The following is an 18,315-nucleotide window of genomic DNA, read 5'->3' on the forward strand; positions in this document are numbered from 1 at the left end:
GGGGGGTAGAAGATAGAGGCTTGCGTGCAGGTATCCGGGGCGACTCAGGCCACCTGCGGCACGGCATGCCGTGGGGATGGGCGCACGGTCAAGAGCAGCAGCAGACCCGCTGAGACATACAGTGCGATCACCAGATACATGCTGTAGGTGTTGTTGCCGGTCTGCTTGATGAGCAGGGCGTTCGCATAGGGGCTGAAGGCGCCGCCCAGGTTGCCAAGGCAGTTGATGAGGGCGATGCCGATGGCGGCTACCTTGGCGGGCAGATACTCGCTGACCATGGCGAAGAACAGCGGCGTGGCCGAGGCCAGGCCGATGACCCCAAGCGACAGAGCGAGCAGCGAGCCCGGCAGATTGCCCTGCAGCAGGGTCGTCGCGTACAGGCAAACCGCGGCTAGGCCTGTGCAGGCGGCAAAGTGCAGACGGCGCTCGCGATGGCGGTCCGAGTGGCGGCCAATCAGAATCATGCCCACCACGCCGCAGGCATTGGGGATGGCGGCCAGCAGGCCGACGGTCAGCACGTCCTTGACGCCCCAACTCTGGATCAGCGTCGGCATCCAGAACACCATGGTGTAGCTGGCCCCCAGCAGGCAGAAATACGTCAGCGCGAGTAGCCACGTCTTCGGATCGCGTAGCAACTGGCCGTGGGTGGCGTTGGCGGCCTTGTCGGTGGCGGAGCTCTGCTCTTGGGCGAAGCTCTCGTTGATCACATCCTTTTCGGCGTGGGTCAGCCATTTGGCCGAGCCGGGCTTGTCCTGCAGCCAGAAAAAAGCCACCACGCCCAGCACTGCTGCGGGCAGGCCTTGCACCAGGAACAGCCATTGCCAGCCGTGCCAGCCGTTGACCCCATTCAGGTATTTGAGGGTGGCACCGCTCAACGGCCCGGCCAGAACGCCGATGATCGTCGTGGCTGCCATGAAGGTGGCGATCACTTGCCCTCGGCGCGTTGACGGATACCAGTAGGTGAAATACAGAATCATGCCGGGGAAGAAACCGGCCTCGAAGGCTCCGAGCAGAAAGCGTGCAATGTAGAACTGTGTCGGCGTCTGCACGAACATCATGCCTGCGGCGATCAGGCCCCAGCACACCATGATGCGCAGCAGCGTCTTGCGCACGCCGATCCGCTCCAGCAGCATGTTGCTGGGCACTTCAAACAAAAAGTAGCCGATGAAGAAAATTCCTGCGCCCAGGCCGTAGACAGCCACATCCCAGGGCAGGGTCTCCTTCATCTGTAATTGGGCGTAGCCGACGTTGACGCGATCGAGGTAGGCCACCATGTAGGCAATCAGCAGCAGCGGCAGGATGCGCCAGCTGACCTTGGAAAAGACGGCATTGGTCACTGCCGTCGATGCATCGCCGGGCTGCCGAGCGCCTGATGTGGGGAATCCTTGCGGTGGATTGCTCATGCTGCCTGCCTCCATCATTCGTTGTGTGGCAGGCAGTCTAGGAACAGGGGGCAAGATGCGTCACCACCTGTTTGGGTGGTATTAGGGTTTGTCGCCAGGTCTTGCAGTCGCCCAGGCGTCTCGCGCTACGGCCCTGGGCGCGTTGTCGGAAGGTGCGGATGAACCCCGAGTGTCCAAGATGAGCGATCAAAACGGACATGTGGGTTCGTGAACAGTGTCTCAGTCCAGCAGGTGCAGACGCCGGGCCTGGGCGATGGCCTGCGTGCGGTTGTGTGCATCGAGCTTCATGTACAGCCGTTTCAGGTACCACTTGACCGTGTTTTCAGTCAGTTGCAGCCGTTGGGCGATTTCCTGGTTGCGTCCGCCCAGTGCCAGTGCCTGGAGCAGTTCGCGTTCGCGCTGGCTGAATGTGCCGATGTGTCGCGGCTTCTTCTGCGCATCAGCCGTGCTGCGTCCTGCCGCCAGCACCTGGTGGAGATATTCGCGCGGTGCAGGCAGTGGCGCGGCGCTGGTCAACCAGGCGCCGATGCGGTCGAGCACGGGCGGCCCCTCGTCGGCAAAGCTGCGCACAAAGCCTTGTCGGCTACCCATGTCCAGTGCTGAGGCCAATGCAGCATCGGCATCGCTGCATTGGCCCAGCGCGTCCAGCGCGCAGGCATGCAGAATGCCGAGCTTGAGCGCGCGCCAGCCGCGCTGCATGAACTGCGCCTGGGCCAGCCGCTGCGCAATGGCTGGCAGTGCCTGGCGCGCCTGGCCGCTGCGCACCAGTAGGCGCAGCCAGGTCAGGTCGCCAGCCTCGGCATCGGTGGCGAAGTGAAAGCGGCCTGCATCGGGCCGTTCTGCGGGCATCAGCTTCTGCGCCAGGTCATGCTGGCCCGATAGCGTGGCCATGCGCACCTTCTCCCAGCGGCAAGCCATCACCAGCCGGTGAAAATTCCGTTGCAGGGCGCGTGCCAGCGTCCTGTCCAGAATGGCTTGCGCGGCCTCGTGGTTGCCGCGCGCAAAGTCCAGCCGTGCCGCAGCCAGATAGCTGCCTATCGCCAGATCAGTGGCCTGGGAGTCGTCAGCATGTGGTGTATGCAGGGCCAGCAATGCTTGCAGCGCATCAAGCTGGTCGGTTTCGTAGAGCAATTCGCAGCGCAGCCCCAGGCCGGGGGCTGCATACTCGCTGCGTTCATCCATGCTCTGGCCGCTGTAGCAAGCCAGAGCCTTCCGCAGTTCGCCGCGTGAACTCCAGATGGCCGCACGCAATCCCTGTGCAGCTGACAGGCCGAACAAGTGCAAGGCCTTGCGGTTGTGGAGGTCGGCCTGATCCAGCAGCGCCAGCGCCGTATCGAAGTTCATGCGCGCAAGCTCGGCATAGGCTTGCACATTGAGCATGCTGCCTCGCGCATAGTCACCTTCGGTCCATGAAAGATTGCGCTGGATGACACGAAGCACCTGCTCCATATCGCCCGAGGCAATGGAGATCAGCGCCTCCAGCGCCAGATAGTCCTCCCGCATCGGGCGGTCGAACGCCTGCTGGGCGGACAGCGCGCGCAGCTGCTGAAAGCGCGCCTGAGCCTCCTCGACCTGATGCAGATAGGCATGCGCGCGGGCAGAGGCCCAGACAATGCCTGGATGGCTGTCCGCGATATGCGCGGGCAGGCGGGCAATCGCTTGCTGGACTGTCGCCAGGTGTCCGCTGAGCACCAGCGGGCGAGCTGCGCGGTTCACCAGCGCGGCAGCGAAATCCGGGTTGCCGCAATCGAGACCGTGTCCCACGGCTTCGGTCAGCAGGCCTCTGGCTTCCAGCCAGGCTGCTGCCCTGCAGTGCAGCAGCGCGGCGCGACCGGGGTGAAGGGCGTCCAGGCGCTTGCGCAAGAAATCCTGCAGCAGCGAGTGGCAGATCCAGGCGCCGCTCTGCCCCGGCCCCTGGCTCAGCGGCGTGATGAATTGCAGGCTCCGCGCCATCTCCTCCAGCAGCGGCGCGCTGTCGCTGCGTCCGCATAGCGCATCGCACAGAGAGGGCAGCAGATAGCGCAGCACGCAGGTGTCGAGCAGAAAGGCTCGCCATTGCGGTGGCTGTTGCTCGAAGACCTCGTTGGCCAAGTATTCGGCCAGATCGGAGCGGTTGTCCTGCAGCATGTCCAGGAAGCGCGGGTCGTTTTCGCTACGATGCAGCGCGAGCGCCCCCAGGCGCAGTGCAGCAGGCCAGCCCTCGCAGCGTTGGGCGATCAGCTCCAGCCATGGCTGGGGTGGCGGGGGGCGGCCGACATTGCCCACCTGCAGCAAGGCCCGGGTTTCGCCGTCATCGAAGCGCAACTGACGTGCGCTCCACTCCAGCAGACCCGCGCCGACCTTCATGCGCGCGAGCGCAATGGGGGAATGGGGGCGGGCGCTGGCGACGATACGCAGATTGTCCGGCGCAAAGCGCAGCAGCTGATGCAGCAGTCGTACCGAGGCGCTTGTCTGCACCGATTCCAGCTCGTCCAGGAACAGCACCCGCTGCCCGGGCAGCAGGGCCACGGCCTGTAGCCATGTGCCCAGATCGGCAAAGCGCGCGATGCCGCTGGCGCTGCGGCTGCCCCAACTGCGGTCTATGCAGGCCTGCAGATGGGTCAGCAGGTGCAAGGGGTCCTCATCGCATGGGTCCAGCGTCAACCAGTGGCAAAAGGTGGCGGGCGCGCTGCCCAGGTGCTCGAAGAGCAGGCTCATCAGCGTCGTTTTTCCGTAGCCAGCCGGGGCGCGCAGCATCAGAACCCGCCATTCCGGCGTTTGTTTCAGCATTCCCAGCAGCTTGCTGCGCGGCACGCAGGCGTGGCCAAGCCTGGGCGGTTGCAGCTTCCCTTCAAGGGCTGCATAAGCGCAGGCGTCGGCAGATGGTGTTGGAGGCGCAGGCATTCGGGTGTTTCAGCAGTCGCGGTCGGCGGCGTGAGCGTGAGCTTGGCACAAGAGCGGCGCAGCGGGTGTAGCCAACGTGCCTGGCGGGCCAGAGGCTGTACCGCTGCGTGATAAGCTGCCCAGCTGTTTTTCTATGCGGAGATAACCCCCATGCCCGGACTTCTGCCCGATATCGATCCCGATGGCCTGCTCGAATTCTCGGTGGTCTACACCGATAGAGCGCTCAACCACATGTCCAAGAAGTTCGTGGGCGTGATGCAGGACATCCTGGGCATGCTCAAGGACGTCTATCACGCCAACACGGCCGTGCTGATTCCCGGCAGCGGCACCTTCGGCATGGAAGCCGTGGCGCGCCAGTTCGCCAACCGCGAGCGGGTGCTGATCGTGCGCAACGGCTGGTTCAGCTACCGCTGGACGCAGATCTTCGATGCCGATGCGGGCCTGGGCGGCGGTTCCGTGGTCTGCAAGGCGCGCAAGCAGGGCGAGGGCAGCCAGGATCCCTGGGCGCCATGTCCGGCGGAGGATGTGGCCGAGACCATTCGCGTGGAGCGTCCCAAAGTGGTGTTTGCCCCGCACGTGGAGACGGCCAGCGGCATCATGCTGCCCGATGAATACCTGCGCACCGTCGCCGATGCCGCGCACGAGGTCGGCGCGCTGTTCGTGCTGGACTGCGTGGCATCCGGCGCCATGTGGGTCGATATGGAAAAAACCGGCGTGGACGTGCTGATCTCGGCGCCGCAAAAGGGCTGGAGCAGCTCGCCTTGCTGCGCCATGGTCATGCTCTCGGCGCGCGCTCGCGAGGCCATAGAGCATACGCAGAGCTCCAGCTTCTCCTGCGATCTGAAGAAGTGGATGCAGATTGCCGAGGGCTACGAAAAAGGCCTGCACGCCTATCACACCACCATGCCCACGGATGCGTTGCTGCGCCTGCGTGACGTGATGCTGGAGACGCGCGAATACGGCTTTGCCAAGGTGCGCGAAGAACAGATGGAACTGGGACGCAAGGTGCGCGAGTTGCTGCAGTCGCGCGGCTTCCCCAGCGTCGCCGCCGAGGGCTACAAGGCGCCTGGCGTGGTCGTCAGCTACACCACTGACGCGGAAATCCAGAGCGGCCGCGCCTTCCTCAAGGTGGGCTTGCAGACCGCCTCGGGCGTTCCGCTGCAATGCGATGAAGGCCCGGACTTCCAGACCTTTCGCATCGGCCTGTTCGGCCTGGACAAATGGCATGACTCGGATCGCTCTGTGGCGCATCTGTCCAAGGCTCTGGACGATATCGGCATTGCCCGGATCTGAGATAGGTGCGGCTTGCGGCATTGCTGCCGTGACATTTTCTCGACCCGACTTCGTAATAAAGTCGGGTTTTGTTTACTCAGTACATCCGATATGAAAAAAGCAATCTCCGTGATCGGATTTGTATTTGCTCTGGGCGCTGGCGCAGTGGTTCATGCTGCGCCGGTCACTACCGCCAGCGGGCTGATCTATGAAAGCCAGGTCGAAGGCAGCGGGCCCAGTCCCAAGGCGACGGACACCGTCAAGGTGCACTACCGCGGCTACTTCCCCGATACCGGCAATGAGTTCGACAGCTCCTATGCACGCAAGCAGCCCATCGAGTTCCCGCTCAATGGCGTGATTCCCTGCTGGACCGAGGGCGTGCAGAAGATGAAAGTGGGTGGCAAGGCCAAGCTGACATGTCCTCCCGGCATAGCCTATGGCAGCCGTGGTGCAGGCCGTGCCGTTCCCCCCAATGCCACGCTGAACTTCGATGTGGAGCTGCTGGGCATCCAGGGCCGCTGATCAAGGCCTGTCGATCTCAAGCCGCTTGGCCAGGCGCTGCAGATTGGCTCGATCGAGCTGCAGCTCGCGCGCTGCGGCGGCCCAGCTGCCCCGGTGGCGGGCCAGGCTGGAGCTGACCAGCTGGCGTTCATATGCGCTGACGGCGGCGCGCAGACCGGCCTCGGGCGCCACCTCAGCGGTGGCCGGGTCCATGGATGCTGTGGCCTGTGCGGCGGCAGGTGCCTCGGCCCGCTCCCAGAGATCGGCAAGTCCCAGCGTCACGATGCGCAGCCTGGCGCCGGCGCGGCTGGCGCTGCCGTCATTGCGGCTCAGGGCCCTGAGCACGGCGCGGCTGATGCAGTGCTCGAGCTCGCGCACATTGCCGGGCCAGCTGCGATTGAGCAGGGCCGCCTGTGCGGCCGCATCCAGGCGCAGGCCGCCGAGCCTGAGCCTCGAACGGTTCTCCTCGAGGAAATAGCCCGCCAGCTGCAGCACGTCGCTGTCGCGCTCGCGCAGCGGCGGCACAGTGAGCGGATAGACATTGAGGCGGTGATAGAAGTCCGCGCGCATGCGCCCGGCACGGACCTCCGCAGCCAGGTCGCGGTTGGTGGCGGCGATCACGCGCACATCCACATGGTGCTCCCGGTCCGAACCCAGGCGCTGCAGCTGGCCGCTTTGCAGCACGCGCAGGAGCTTGGCCTGCACGGGCAGCGAGAGTTCGCCGACCTCGTCCAGGAACAGCGTGCCCTGATGCGCCTGCTCGAACTTGCCGCTGCGCTCGCTCAGTGCTCCCGTGAAGGCCCCGCGCACATGGCCGAACAGCTCGCTCTCGACCAGGTTGTCGGGCAGGGCCGCGCAGTTGATGCTGATCATGGGCTTGTCGGCACGGCCCGACTGCGCATGCACTGCCTGGGCCACCAGCTCCTTGCCGGTGCCGGTTTCGCCGGTGACGAGCACGCAAAGATCGCTGGCGGCAACCAGGGCAATGTCTTTCTGCAACTGGCGCATGACAGGGCTTGCGCCCTGCAGTCCGCGCTCCTGCGGCGCGGCCGCTCTGGCCGAGCCGGTGGCGCCGCGCGCGAGCTGGGACAGCTGGTGCACGCGCTCGGCCGTGGCCACGGTGGCTGCGGCCAGATTGCTGAAGGCCTGCAGCATGGCCAGCGCCGCGGGGTCGGCGAACCGGCCCGGCTCCAGTGCGTCCAGCGTCAGCAGACCCCATGGCAGGCCGCCCAGCTGCAGCACGCAGCCCATGCAGTCATGCACATGCAGCTCGCTGATGGCCTGGCCTTTGTGCGCCACCAGCCCGTCATAGGGATCGGGCAGGGGACTGTCGGGTTCGAAGCGCATGGCCTGGCCGGCCGCCAGCAACTGGGCAAAGCGCGGATGCTCGCCCAGGCGAAAGCGCCGGCCCAGCGTGTCCGGCATCAGGCCGTCGATCGCCATGGGGCGCAGCCATTCGCCTTCGAGCTTCAGCAGGGCTACGGCATCGGCGGGCAACAGATTGCGCAGTGCGGCCAGCAGACGGCGCAGACGTTCGCGCTCGGACAGGTCCTGGGCCAGATCGGCGATCAGCGGGCTGACGGCGTTGAGAATGTGGGATGTTGTCATAACGACATCGGATGGTGTCAATGAGACAGCAATTGATGGATGTCATATTGACGCATGTTTTTGCAAGCCATTGTTCTGCAATGGTCTTGTTGCTGGCACGCCGTTTGCATTTATCCGCTCAAGCCTTGCAGCTGGCAAGGCAGCAACCAGGAGATTTGCATGCTTACCGAACGTCAACGCGAGATCGTCAAGGCCACCGTGCCGCTGCTGGAAACCGGCGGCGAGGCCCTGATCACGCATTTCTACCAGACCATGCTGGGTGAGTATCCCGAGGTGCGCCCGCTGTTCAACCAGGCGCACCAGCAAAGCGGTGCCCAGCCGCGAGCATTGGCACATAGCGTGCTGATGTATGCCAAGAACATCGACCGACTGGAAAACCTGGGCAATCTGCCTGCGCAAATCATCAACAAGCATGTGGCGCTGCAGGTGCAGGCCGAGCATTACCCCATCGTCGGTGCCTGCCTGCTGCGCGCCATTCGCGAGGTGCTGGGGGCAGAGATCGCCACGGATGAGGTGATTGCCGCCTGGGCCGCCGCCTATCAGCAGCTGGCCGATATCCTGATCGGTGCGGAGCGCGCGGTGTACGAGCAGACTGCGGCAGCCGAAGGCGGCTGGCGTGGTGCGCGTGCCTTCAAGCTGGTGCGCAAAGAGGCCGAAAGCGCCGAGATCACGTCCTTCTATCTGGAACCCGTGGACGGCGGCGCGGTGATTGCCCATCAGCCAGGCCAGTACATCGGCCTGCGCGTGGTGGTCGACGGCCTGGAGCAGCGCCGCAACTACTCGCTGTCGGCGCCTGCCAACGGCAAGAGCTATCGCATCAGCGTCAAGCGCGAGGCCGGCGGCAAGGTCTCCAACCATTTGCACGACCAGCTGCATGTGGGCGATACGCTGGAGCTGTTCCCGCCTGCCGGCCATTTCACCTTGCAGGCCAATGCCAAGCCCCTGGTGCTGATCAGCGGCGGTGTGGGCATCACGCCCACGCTGCCCATGCTGCAGGCCGCGCTGCCCACGGGGCGCGAGATCACCTTCATCCACTGCGCACGCGATCGCGGCGTGCATGCCTTCCGCGAGAAGATCGATGCGCTGGCTAACAGCCACGAGCAGCTCACGCGCCGCTATTGCTACGACCAGGCGGACGCGGGCGACGAGGTCGATGCCCAGGGCTTGCTGAGCACTGACCGACTGGCCCAGTGGCTGCCCGAGTCGCGCGATGCCGATGTCTACTTCCTGGGCCCGCGCGGCTTCATGCGCAGTGTCAAGCAGTCGCTGCGCGAGCTGGGCGTGCCCGAGGCCCAGGTGCACTACGAGTTCTTCGGTCCTGCGGAAGCTCTGGCTTGAGCGAGCTGAATGCTATTGAATAAATAGCTTTATGCGCTTGGTGTGAAAGGGGGAGAGGCTGAACAGGCTTGAACTCAAGCCTTCAGTCTCTTCCATGCACTATGGTGTGAATGATTTCCCTGCCATCCAGGATGCGGCTGACACCATTGAACCAGCGGCAGTCGGTGTGGATGTTGGCGTAGTGATCCATCCAATCCAGCGTGATGGGTGAAATGCAAACCAGACGCTGGCTCTGCAGACCAGCATCAAACACTTGTGCGCGGAACTGGCTCAGGTTGGCGGGGCAATCCATCTCTTGAGCAAAGCACTGCCATGCAGCATGCAAAGCCGTGGCGTCTGCTGCGCGCAATCGTGTTTCAGGCTCGGAGGCTTCCGCGGGACTGGTTTGCCAGTCGCTGATTTGCCCCTGCTGCAGGGTGGCCTTGACGCAGTGCCCTGCATCGCCGAAGACCAGCGCTTGAGCATCGCTCAGGCTGTGTACATAGAGTCTGTTGGACTCTGGCACTTCTGCGGCAAAGCGTTGCAGCAGCGGTATGTCCATCCCTAAAACGAAGCTGCTGCAAAGCGCGGGCTGTACAGCGATGGCTTCGGGTCGCAGCACCTGCTGCACCCAGGTTTGCCAAGGCAGCGCAAGCCCGGGCATCAACCATCCCAGCTCGCCCTCCGTGATTCTGTGTCGCAGCCCGGCCTCTTGCCTTTGTCCATCGGCGATCTGGCTGCGAGAGTATGGCCGCACGGCATTCAGCTCACGCTTGAGCTGGCGCTTGTTCAGGCGTTGTGCGGCCACGGGGACTGGGTTTAGCGGTAATACGCTTCGACCGTACCCTTGAGCTTGATCAGCAGGGGCTTGCCCTTGCGGTCCAGGGTCTTGCCGGCGGGCACCTTGACCCAGCCCTCGCTCACGCAGTATTCCTCGACGTCAAAGCGGTCCTTGCCGTTGAAGCGGATGCCGATGTCGTGCTCGAACACGGCGGCCACATGGTGGGGGCTGCGAGGGTCAACGGACAGATGGTCGGGCAGTTCGGGGCGTTGTATGTCGGTCATATCGTGCGGATCCAAAAACGCCTATTGTCCTCTGCTTTGCTGGCTAGTCCGGTGAGCTCCTGCCATGAGTCCCTGCTTTTCTTCCTGCGTGAAAACAAGCTGTTGGACTACTTTTGTCAATTCCTGGGGTTATTGACTGCCGCAAATGTTACCTGTGCGTGCGCCAGATGGCCGGTTCGGTTTTACATGTCTGCATACAGTTTCCGCTGAGTCGCTGCTCATGTGTGTCGACGGTGACTTTTTGTGTTGGTTTGTGTTGTCACCCCGATAGGCCCAAGGGAAGTTCGGGTTGATGAAAACCCGAATTGATAAGGCAGGAACAGCGTGAATGTCCAACTCTGTATGTGGATGTAGCGTAACGGCTGTACAGCTTGTTTGTTTGCTAAATGCAACTTGGTTTTCAAAGTTTAAAAGCTATGAAAACGGTAGTCGAAGCTTCACTTCCAAACCGAAAAATGAGCTCTCCGAAACAGCGCCCCGAGCTTGTGCAGCCCGGCGCGCGCAACACAGGAGAGTCTGATGGATACAGCCATCCGCACCAAGGCAGGCTTGGTTTTTCTGGGGCCACTCACTACAGCCGTCCCTGAGTCAGAGCGATCTGTCTCCTATCAGGATCTGGATGCGCTGATGCACTCCGGTGTACAGCCGCAGGGCATTTATTTGCGTGCCGTGCCGCACCAGGTCTGGCGCAAATGGCTCAATCGCACCCGCCAGAGCGACTGGTGGAGCCTGCCGGTCTTTGCGGAACCGGCGCTGCGCGACGCGCAGCCGTACGTGGATGCGCTGTGCAGCGTGGAGAGGGCACATGAAGTCACCGAGGGCATGGCCTTGCGCCGCCAGATGCTGCCCGATCCTGGCGATGTGCTGGGGCTGGAGGAGCGTCTGCTGTACTTCCTCTACGAACGCGGGCCGCAGACGGGCTTTCGGCCGCTGCTCGACCGCGACAGCGACCAGCTCTACCGCTATCCGGTCGCGGAGCAACTGGCCTGCGCACAGGAGAGCGTGTCCCAGGCGCTGGAGGAGCTGCGCCGCCGCGGGCTGCTGCGCTCCGAGGGGCTGGTGGACCGCACCCGGCTGTGCTCGGGTTGCGGCTCGGCGCACATCCATTTCGTGGACGTATGCCCGCATTGCCAGAGCCTGGACACCCGACGCGAGTCAATGCTGCACTGCTTTGCCTGCGGCCATGTCGGCGCCGAATCGCAGTTCGTTGAAGGCGGTGCGCTGGACTGCCCCAAATGCCATGTGCATTTGCGTCACATCGGCGTGGACTACGACAAGCCGCTGGCCCAGTACCACTGCCGCAGCTGCCAGCGCTCATCGGTCGATTCCATGGTCCAGGCGCGCTGCCTGGACTGTGCGCGCACGAGCACGCCCGACGAGCTGGAGGTGCGTGAAGTCGCCACGCTGATGCTGAGCGCCAGTGGGCGTCAGGCTGTGCGCAATGGCGGAGTGGGCGAGGCCTACCCGCCGCTGAAGGCGCGCAACTATGTGGACCCGCAGGGCTTCAAGCGCATGTTGGGCTGGGCCAGCGACATCCAGGCGCGCAACCCGCAGTTCAGCTTCCACCTGATGCGCATGGAGCTCGAGCACAAGGGGCTACCGGCGCAGCAACTCAGCCCCTGGCAGATCACCGAGCTGCTGGACGAACTCGCCGTGCGCCTGAATGCCCAGCTGCGCGAGTCCGATCTGATTACCCGCGTGGACGAGCACAGCCTGTGGGTGATCCTGCCATACACGATGCCGCAGGGCCTGCAAAGCCGCATCGAGAAAACCATGGAAAAGCTGGCCGAGGAAGAGGGTGAAGCCAAGCGCCTGGCCCTGTCGGTGCACCTGCGCAGCATGGAAGTCAAGGCCATGAACGACGGCAGCGAAGCACCATCCGCGAGCAATCTGATGCGGAAGATGCAGGCCGACACGCTGCAAGAGGCCTGACCATGTGGCAGCAGTTTGTGGAATCTTTCTTGCTGCTGGCGCACAGCTTCAGCACCCGGGGCGCATGGGATCAGGCATTCAACCTGTTCCCGTTCATCGTCCTGCTGGAACTGCCGTTCTATGTGCTGGTCGTCGGCGGGATGCTGCGCTACGGGTTGCGCCATTGGCGTGTTCCGGTCCGGCGCCTGCAGTACCCGTCCGTGTCTTGCCTGATCACCTGTTATTCCGAAGGCGATGATGTGCGCAAGACCATCAGCTCCTTGGTGAATCAGCGCTATGCGGGGCGCATCCAGCTCATTCCGATCATCGACGGAGCTATCAAGAACAGCGACACGCTGCATGCGGCACTGTCCGAGGCCAAACGCTGGGAAGGTACCGAGGGGCGCGAAGTCACCGTGCTGCCCAAGTGGCAGCGCGGCGGCCGGGTGTCTTCGCTGAATGCGGGGCTGACGCTGGCCACGGGCGACGTGGTGATGGCACTGGACGGCGATACCTCGTTCGACAACGACATGGTGGAGAACGCCACACGCCACTTCGACGACCCACTGGTGGCGGGGGTTGCGGGCAATCTGCGTGTGCGCAACCAGGGCAGAAACCTGGTGACCAAGATGCAGGGGCTGGAATACATGCTCTCCATCAGCGGTGGCAAAACGGGCCTGTCCGAGTTCAACATCGTCAACAACATCTCGGGTGCCTTTGGAGTGTTCCGGACTTCGCTGGTCCGGCACCTTGGCGGTTGGGACGCGGGGACGGCGGAGGACCTGGACATGACGCTGCGCATCAAGCAGTACTTCGGTCGCTACAGCGGCATGCGCATCAAGTTCGAGCCGCATGCCATGGGGCATACCGACGCACCGGAATCCTGGCGCGTGTTCTTCAAGCAGCGCTTGCGCTGGGACGGGGACATGTACTACCTGTTCGTGCGCAAGTACCGTTTCAACCTGCGGCCTTCGTTGCTGGGGTGGCCGAACTTTCTTTTCACCCTTATCAACGGCCTGCTTATGCAGCTGGTGCTGCCCTATCTGATCGTGGGATCGCTGGCAATGCTGCTGTTCATCCAGCCGCTGGGCATCGTGCTGGGCACGCTGGCTTTCGTCTACCTGGGCTATCTGCTGTTGTTATTGGCCTACTACCTGGTCTACCTGGCCACGGTGTCGGAGCGCATCCGGCTGGACCTGTCCTATCTGCCGTACCTGCCGCTGTTTCCTCTCTTTGCCTTCGTGACCCGGGTGCACAGCGGCTACGCCATCCTGGTGGAAGCGCTGACCCATTCGCACCTGGACTCGTCCATGGCGCCCAATTGGGTGCTGCGCAAGAACAAATTCTAAAAACCAACGCATGAAACCATTTTCCCTTCACTACCTGCCGGGTGGGCCGCACCGCGTCCGTGCCCTGAGCGGCCTGATAGGCGTCAGCCTGCTGGCTTCCATGCTGGGAACAAGCGCGAGCGCGCAGACTACCACTGCCGTATCCGCAGCGTCTGAGACGCGTGCTCCTGTCGCTTCCGCTGACACGGGCCAGCCATGGAGCTGGGCCGACCTGCAGGCCTGGAGCGCGGAGCAGGCGCCAGCCGTGCGGCTGGCGCGCCTCAAGGAGCATGTGGCCGGCAGCAACCTCAAGCTGGTCGAGTCGGACAACGGTGCACGGCTTATCGCGGCTGCCGGCCTGGCACGCGCCAAGGAGCCGGTGACGGATACCCTGAACCGCGACTACAGCCGTCTGTCGGGTCAGGCTGGTCTGCGCTGGAGTTTTCTGGGCGCCGAGGAAGCACGCCGGCGCAATGTGCAGGAGGCCAGGACCGAGCAACTGAGCAGTACCGCGCAGACCCAGCTGCTGCAGGCCCAGGCCGTGACGGAGCTGGGACGGCTGTATGTGCGCTATCTGCGCAGCCAGCAGCGCGAGCAGGTGGCGCGGGCCTATCTGTCCACGCGCTCCCAGATCGAGGGCAGGCTGCAGGAGCGCGTGGCTGGCGGCCACATGCTGCGCTCTGAAGGGCTGGACCTGCAGGGCTACTACGAAGCCGCGCAGAACCGCGTGGCCAAGGAGAAGGAAATGCAGCGTGCAGCCTTGCAGCAAATGGGTTTTTTGACCGGCCGCCGTCTGCGCGCCCAGTCGGTGCCGGCTCTGGCCCTGCCGCAGACCTGCATGAATCCGGCCATGCTGCAGGATGCGCTCAACACGCATCCCGCGCTGGAATCTGCACGCTATGCGATGGAAGGATTGCGGGAGCAGGCCCGGCACACGCGCTATGGCGGAGTGACGGGCGGCGTGCAACTGAGCCAGAGCCTGAGCAAGGATTTCGGCGGCAGCCCCGGCCATGCGACGGCCGTGGCGGTGGATGTGTCCATCCCCCTGCAATGGCGCAGTCAGAAGGATGCGATGGCGGCCAAACTGCAGGGCCAGTATGACGAGGCGGCCGAGCAATACGCGCAGACCCAGGGCAAGCTGTAGCTGGAGCAGCAGACCGTGCTGGAGCAGTACAGGTTGAGCCAGGGCGAACTCAAGAGCAGTGCCCAGCGCTATGCAGCGGCCACCGAAGGGCTGCGTGTGGCGCAACTGCGCGCGCCCAGCCTCGGCGGTGACGGCATGGTGCAGACCATCAAGGCCGACAACGGCCGCTACGAAGCGGCGGTGCGCTATATCAGCTCCGCCGAAGGAGAGGATCTGGCGGCTATGGACATGCTGTATTACACGCGTGGTTGCAGCTTGCAGGTGCGTAGCGACGACCCCCTGCAGGCTGCGGTGCTGCAGCGTACTGGTGCCGCAGCTTCCGCAGTGGGTGCTGACGGACTGGTAGCAGTGGCGCAGCAGACCAGGCTCAGCGGGGAAGCGGGCGTTGCCAAACCCGCTGCAGCCGCTGCGGCAGCCGCACCTGCGGGAACCGGCTGGTATGCATGGAAAGGCTGGCAATGGGTGCAGCAGCCGGCCCGCATCGACCAGCTGCCGCAAGGCACGCAGCGCCTTCTGGTGTCGTTCACCGAAGAGCAGTTGCAGCGCCTGGCGGCCGACGAGCAGGCTCGCCAGGGACTGGAGCAGCTGGCGCAGCGTGCACGCCAGCGCGGCATCCGGCTGGAGCTGCTGCTGGGCGAGCCGACCTGGGTGCTGCCCAAGGGGCGCGGCAACATGCTGGCGCTGCTGCAGAAGGTGCAATCCATGCCGTTCGGCATGGTCCACCTGGACCTGGAGCGCAGCCAATTGCCCGAGGTACAGCAAAAGGACTGGGGCCGCAATGTGCTCGACAGCCTGCAGGAGGCGGTGACTCAAAGTCGCCTGCCGATCTCGCTGACGACCCACCACCGCGAACTGCGCGAACCCGGCTTTCTGCAGGCCCTGCAGAAGGCCGGCGTCAAGGAAGTCGTGCCCATGATCTACAGCGCCAATGCGCAGAGCACGGTGAACGTGATCAAGCAGCTGCCGCCCATGCCTCAGGGGCTGGACCTGGCCGTGGCGCAAAGCATTGAAAAGGAATTGCCCTCGGAAGAGAGCTTGTTTCGCATAGGCAGGCGCCAGGCACTGGTTCATTGGCAGGGCGTGGCACAAGCGCTGCGGACGGTGCCCGGTTTCAAAGGCGTCGTCGTGCAGTCCTGGGAAGACTATATGGAGGCTCAACCGTGAAGATCCAATTCAATGCTCCGCCGGCTTCGGCGGAAGTCAGCAATGGCATTCCCGTCAAGTACGACAACGTCAAGCGCAAGGTGCCGCGCTGGCGCTGGTATCTGGTGCTGGGCATTGTGCTGCTGATACCCTTGTACTTTGTCTACAAAACCGTGAGCAGTACGGTGCTGCGCGCTTCGCCCGGCATGGTGGTCATCGACCAGGTCGTGGTGCGTGCACCGATCACGGGCCAGGTGGAGCAGGTCGCCCCGGAGGGGCAGGCTACAGAGCAGGGCGCGCGCGTGCTGCGTGTGGTGCAAAAGCAGGTGCCCACGCCGGCGGCCGGTACGGTGCAGGCAGCCGACGTGGTGGCCAGTTCCGCGGACCATACCTATGCGATGCAGCGCCAGGATCTGCAGGGCCAGCAAAAGGCCTTGCAGTCCAGTCTGCAGGCCATGCAGGGCCGCATGTCCCTGATGCAGGATCGCGTGCGGCAGATTGATGAGCTGTTCCGCCAGGGCGCGGCCACGCGCCAGGAAGTGGACGCGGCACGCCTGCAGATGCTGCAGGCACAGGCCGAGATTGGCCGTGCCCAGCGCGAAATCCTGGTTGCCAGCCAGCAGCAGAGCGCCCTGTATCTGCAGGCGGCCAAGGATGCTGCGGCCACGCGCCAGGCTGTCGGTCTGGCACAGGCCGGCAACATCACGCCGGTTGCGGATCTGATGGCGCCCGTGCCCTCGCAGGTGGTGCGCAGCTTCGTCAAGGCAGGCGAATGGGTGGTGGCCGGAGACGAGCTGATGGTGCTGCAGACGCGCAAGGCGCCCTGGGTCCAGGCCTATCTGACGCCCCAGCACCTGAGGTACGCGCGCAAGGGCCAGAAGGCCACGTTGGTCTTCCTGGATGGGCAGAAGGTGCCGGCCGAGGTCGATGAGGTCTTCTCGGAAACCCAGCGCATCCCGGCCGAGCGCGTGGGCCCGATGGAGTCGCAAAGCGCCGCGGTGGTGGTCAAGCTGCGTCCGCTACAGGCCCTGCCTGCCGAGCACCGCGTCAACCGCCTGCCCATTGATGTGCGCTTTGAGAGAAACTGGTGGCCCTGGAGCCAGGACCACCGGCTTGCTGATTTCACGGCAAACGTCAAGGTCGGCTGACCCGTCCGATGCTGGCGGCAGCCCTGGGCTGCAGACGAGCGGGCCGAGAGGCCGTATGCTCTAGCGCATGCTCACGTCTGAACAACGTCGCTCACTGCAGCAGGCCAAGCGCATGCCGCTGGTTCTGCTGCTGCTGGTGGCCGCAGGTTTCATCGCCACTGCGCTGGCCGGCTCGCGCTGGGCCATAGAGGGGCAGGCCGTGCCTTTATGGCTGGTCTGTCTGCGCGGCATTTGCGAGGCTGCCATGGTGGGGGCGCTGGCCGACTGGTTTGCGGTCTCGGCGCTGTTCCGCCATATTCCGCTGCCGCTGGTGGGGCGGCACACGGCCATCATCTCGCGCAACAAGGATCGCATAGGCCGCAATCTGGCCACTTTCGTGCGCGACAAGTTTCTCGACGTGCCTTCGCTGGTGGCGCTGATCGAGCGCAACAACCCCGCCCAGGCGCTGGCGGACTGGCTGACGGCTCCCGCCAACAGCCAGCTGCTGGGCAGGCAGGTGGCGCGGCTGGCGCTGGCCGCGCTGGAGATGGTGCAGGACAAGCAGGTAGAGAAGTTTCTGACCCAGTCGCTCAAGGCCGTGATGCAGCATGTGGATCTGTCGCGCGCGGCGGCATCGCTGCTGTCGGGGCTGACGGCGGGCGGGCGCCATCAGGAGGTGCTCGACGATGTGCTGGCACGCATCAGCCGCGTGCTGCGCCAGGAGCAGACCCATGTGCTGATTGCGCAGACCATCGTGGTCTGGCTCAAGCGCGAGCACCCGATCAAGGAAAAAATGCTGCCCACGGACTGGCTCAGCGACAAGGGCGCCAGTCTGATCGCCAGCGCTCTGGACAGCCTGCTGCAGGACGTGGCCCAGAACCCCGGCCACCGTCTGCGCGAGGCCTTCGACAGCTCCATACAGCGCCTGATCGACGGTCTGCAGAACGACCCGGTCTACGCCGAGAGGGTAGAAAAACTGCGCAACTATCTGCTGCATGACGAGAAGCTGGCCGTCTATCTGCGCGAGCTATGGGCAGGCTGGCGCACCAAGCTGGAGCGCGATCTGGCCGACGAAAACTCGGCCATGGCACGGCGTGCCGCCGTGATGGGGCGCTGGCTGGGCCAGGCACTGGCGCATGACGAGGCGCTGCGCAACTCCATGAACGAGCGCCTCAAGCGCTGGGCGACGACGCTGGCTCCCGATGTCTCGCAGTTCATCGCCAGACATATTGCCGACACGGTGCAGCGCTGGGATGCCGAGCAACTGGCCACGCTGATCGAGGCGCATATCGGCAAGGATCTTCAGTACATACGCATCAACGGCACGCTGGTGGGCGGCGCCATCGGTTTGCTGCTGTTTCTGATCTCGCATGCCGCGGCCCTGTGGCGCAGCCTGCTGGCCTGGCTGGGATAAAGCTCTATGAGCCGCAGCCGGTGCCAGTTGGCGCTGGTTAGCGTCCTTGTCAAAGTACTTAACAGTAAAAATTCTTTGGAAGGCCTGTTGGTTGCGGTTACAATGAGAATTATTCGCAAAAAGAAGACCTTGCGGTAATCTTTGACTCAGCCAGGCATGCCCATTGAATGACTGCATGCCGCCATGCCCCGCTGCATGG

Annotated in this window: 14 protein-coding genes; 9 read left to right on the top strand and 5 right to left on the bottom strand. The window is 64.0% G+C overall.

Annotated features, from left to right (window positions below; genetic code table 11):
- Nucleotides 1-44: 44 nt before the first annotated feature.
- Both EIC84_RS09030 and EIC84_RS09035 read right to left on the bottom strand, forming a co-directional pair.
- The gene (locus EIC84_RS09030; RefSeq protein WP_034362920.1) at nucleotides 45-1,403 is read right to left on the bottom strand and encodes an MFS transporter; all 1,359 of its coding nucleotides are present in this window, start codon (nucleotides 1,401-1,403) and stop codon (nucleotides 45-47) included.
- Between the two features lie 219 nt (nucleotides 1,404-1,622).
- Nucleotides 1,623-4,172: a LuxR C-terminal-related transcriptional regulator gene (locus tag EIC84_RS09035; RefSeq protein WP_160162818.1), complete on the bottom strand. Its 2,550-nt coding sequence runs from the start codon at nucleotides 4,170-4,172 to the stop codon at nucleotides 1,623-1,625.
- Between the two features lie 264 nt (nucleotides 4,173-4,436).
- On the opposite strand from EIC84_RS09035, the gene EIC84_RS09040 reads away from it, so the two are divergent.
- Nucleotides 4,437-5,579, top strand: coding sequence for an aminotransferase class V-fold PLP-dependent enzyme (locus EIC84_RS09040; protein ID WP_003068482.1), 1,143 nt, complete (start codon nucleotides 4,437-4,439; stop codon nucleotides 5,577-5,579).
- A 90-nt stretch (nucleotides 5,580-5,669) separates the two neighbouring features.
- Complete coding sequence (locus EIC84_RS09045; RefSeq protein ID WP_003068484.1) at nucleotides 5,670-6,080, top strand: FKBP-type peptidyl-prolyl cis-trans isomerase; 411 nt, start codon at nucleotides 5,670-5,672, stop codon at nucleotides 6,078-6,080.
- Here EIC84_RS09045 and norR read toward each other — a convergent pair whose 3' ends face one another.
- Nucleotides 6,081-7,667, bottom strand: a complete 1,587-nt coding sequence (gene norR, locus EIC84_RS09050; protein ID WP_003068486.1) for a nitric oxide reductase transcriptional regulator NorR — start codon at nucleotides 7,665-7,667, stop codon at nucleotides 6,081-6,083.
- Nucleotides 7,668-7,826: 159 nt separating this feature from the next.
- On the opposite strand from norR, the gene hmpA reads away from it, so the two are divergent.
- A complete protein-coding gene (gene hmpA, locus EIC84_RS09055) occupies nucleotides 7,827-9,005 on the top strand; it encodes an NO-inducible flavohemoprotein (RefSeq protein WP_003068487.1) in 1,179 nt (392 codons plus the stop codon).
- Nucleotides 9,006-9,087: 82 nt separating this feature from the next.
- On the opposite strand, the gene EIC84_RS09060 is transcribed toward hmpA, so the two are convergent.
- Entirely contained in the window at nucleotides 9,088-9,792 is a 705-nt protein-coding gene (locus tag EIC84_RS09060) for a hypothetical protein (protein WP_003068489.1), read from the bottom strand.
- 11 nt (nucleotides 9,793-9,803) lie between these two features.
- A complete protein-coding gene (locus EIC84_RS09065) occupies nucleotides 9,804-10,049 on the bottom strand; it encodes a DUF3297 family protein (RefSeq protein ID WP_003068494.1) in 246 nt (81 codons plus the stop codon).
- Nucleotides 10,050-10,568: 519 nt separating this feature from the next.
- On the opposite strand from EIC84_RS09065, the gene EIC84_RS09070 reads away from it, so the two are divergent.
- The 6 genes from EIC84_RS09070 (at nucleotide 10,569) to EIC84_RS09095 (ending at nucleotide 18,116) form a co-directional block, all read left to right on the top strand.
- Entirely contained in the window at nucleotides 10,569-11,981 is a 1,413-nt protein-coding gene (locus EIC84_RS09070; RefSeq protein ID WP_003068497.1) for a hypothetical protein, read from the top strand.
- A 2-nt stretch (nucleotides 11,982-11,983) separates the two neighbouring features.
- The gene (locus EIC84_RS09075; protein WP_003068498.1) at nucleotides 11,984-13,309 is read left to right on the top strand and encodes a glycosyltransferase; all 1,326 of its coding nucleotides are present in this window, start codon (nucleotides 11,984-11,986) and stop codon (nucleotides 13,307-13,309) included.
- Nucleotides 13,310-13,319: 10 nt separating this feature from the next.
- Entirely contained in the window at nucleotides 13,320-14,432 is a 1,113-nt protein-coding gene (locus tag EIC84_RS09080; RefSeq protein ID WP_034362853.1) for a TolC family protein, read from the top strand.
- Between the two features lie 15 nt (nucleotides 14,433-14,447).
- A complete protein-coding gene (locus EIC84_RS09085) occupies nucleotides 14,448-15,596 on the top strand; it encodes a hypothetical protein (protein ID WP_131361371.1) in 1,149 nt (382 codons plus the stop codon).
- A complete protein-coding gene (locus tag EIC84_RS09090) occupies nucleotides 15,593-16,723 on the top strand; it encodes an HlyD family secretion protein (protein WP_003068500.1) in 1,131 nt (376 codons plus the stop codon). The genes EIC84_RS09085 and EIC84_RS09090 overlap by 4 nt, the downstream gene beginning before the upstream one ends.
- A 67-nt stretch (nucleotides 16,724-16,790) precedes the next feature.
- The gene (locus EIC84_RS09095; RefSeq protein WP_003068502.1) at nucleotides 16,791-18,116 is read left to right on the top strand and encodes a DUF445 domain-containing protein; all 1,326 of its coding nucleotides are present in this window, start codon (nucleotides 16,791-16,793) and stop codon (nucleotides 18,114-18,116) included.
- Nucleotides 18,117-18,315: the final 199 nt, after the last annotated feature.

It is taken from the genome of Comamonas sp. A23 (genome assembly GCF_004522605.1).
GTDB lineage: Bacteria > Pseudomonadota > Gammaproteobacteria > Burkholderiales > Burkholderiaceae_C > Comamonas > Comamonas thiooxydans.

Coding starts and splice junctions, on each gene's coding strand:
- EIC84_RS09030 (WP_034362920.1), bottom strand. CDS start 1,403: ATGAGCAATCCACCGCAAGGATTCCCCACATCAGGCGCTCGGCAGCCC.
- EIC84_RS09035 (WP_160162818.1), bottom strand. CDS start 4,172: ATGCTGAAACAAACGCCGGAATGGCGGGTTCTGATGCTGCGCGCCCCG.
- EIC84_RS09040 (WP_003068482.1), top strand. CDS start 4,437: ATGCCCGGACTTCTGCCCGATATCGATCCCGATGGCCTGCTCGAATTC.
- EIC84_RS09045 (WP_003068484.1), top strand. CDS start 5,670: ATGAAAAAAGCAATCTCCGTGATCGGATTTGTATTTGCTCTGGGCGCT.
- norR (WP_003068486.1), bottom strand. CDS start 7,667: ATGACAACATCCCACATTCTCAACGCCGTCAGCCCGCTGATCGCCGAT.
- hmpA (WP_003068487.1), top strand. CDS start 7,827: ATGCTTACCGAACGTCAACGCGAGATCGTCAAGGCCACCGTGCCGCTG.
- EIC84_RS09065 (WP_003068494.1), bottom strand. CDS start 10,049: ATGACCGACATACAACGCCCCGAACTGCCCGACCATCTGTCCGTTGAC.
- EIC84_RS09070 (WP_003068497.1), top strand. CDS start 10,569: ATGGATACAGCCATCCGCACCAAGGCAGGCTTGGTTTTTCTGGGGCCA.
- EIC84_RS09075 (WP_003068498.1), top strand. CDS start 11,984: ATGTGGCAGCAGTTTGTGGAATCTTTCTTGCTGCTGGCGCACAGCTTC.
- EIC84_RS09080 (WP_034362853.1), top strand. CDS start 13,320: ATGAAACCATTTTCCCTTCACTACCTGCCGGGTGGGCCGCACCGCGTC.
- EIC84_RS09095 (WP_003068502.1), top strand. CDS start 16,791: ATGCTCACGTCTGAACAACGTCGCTCACTGCAGCAGGCCAAGCGCATG.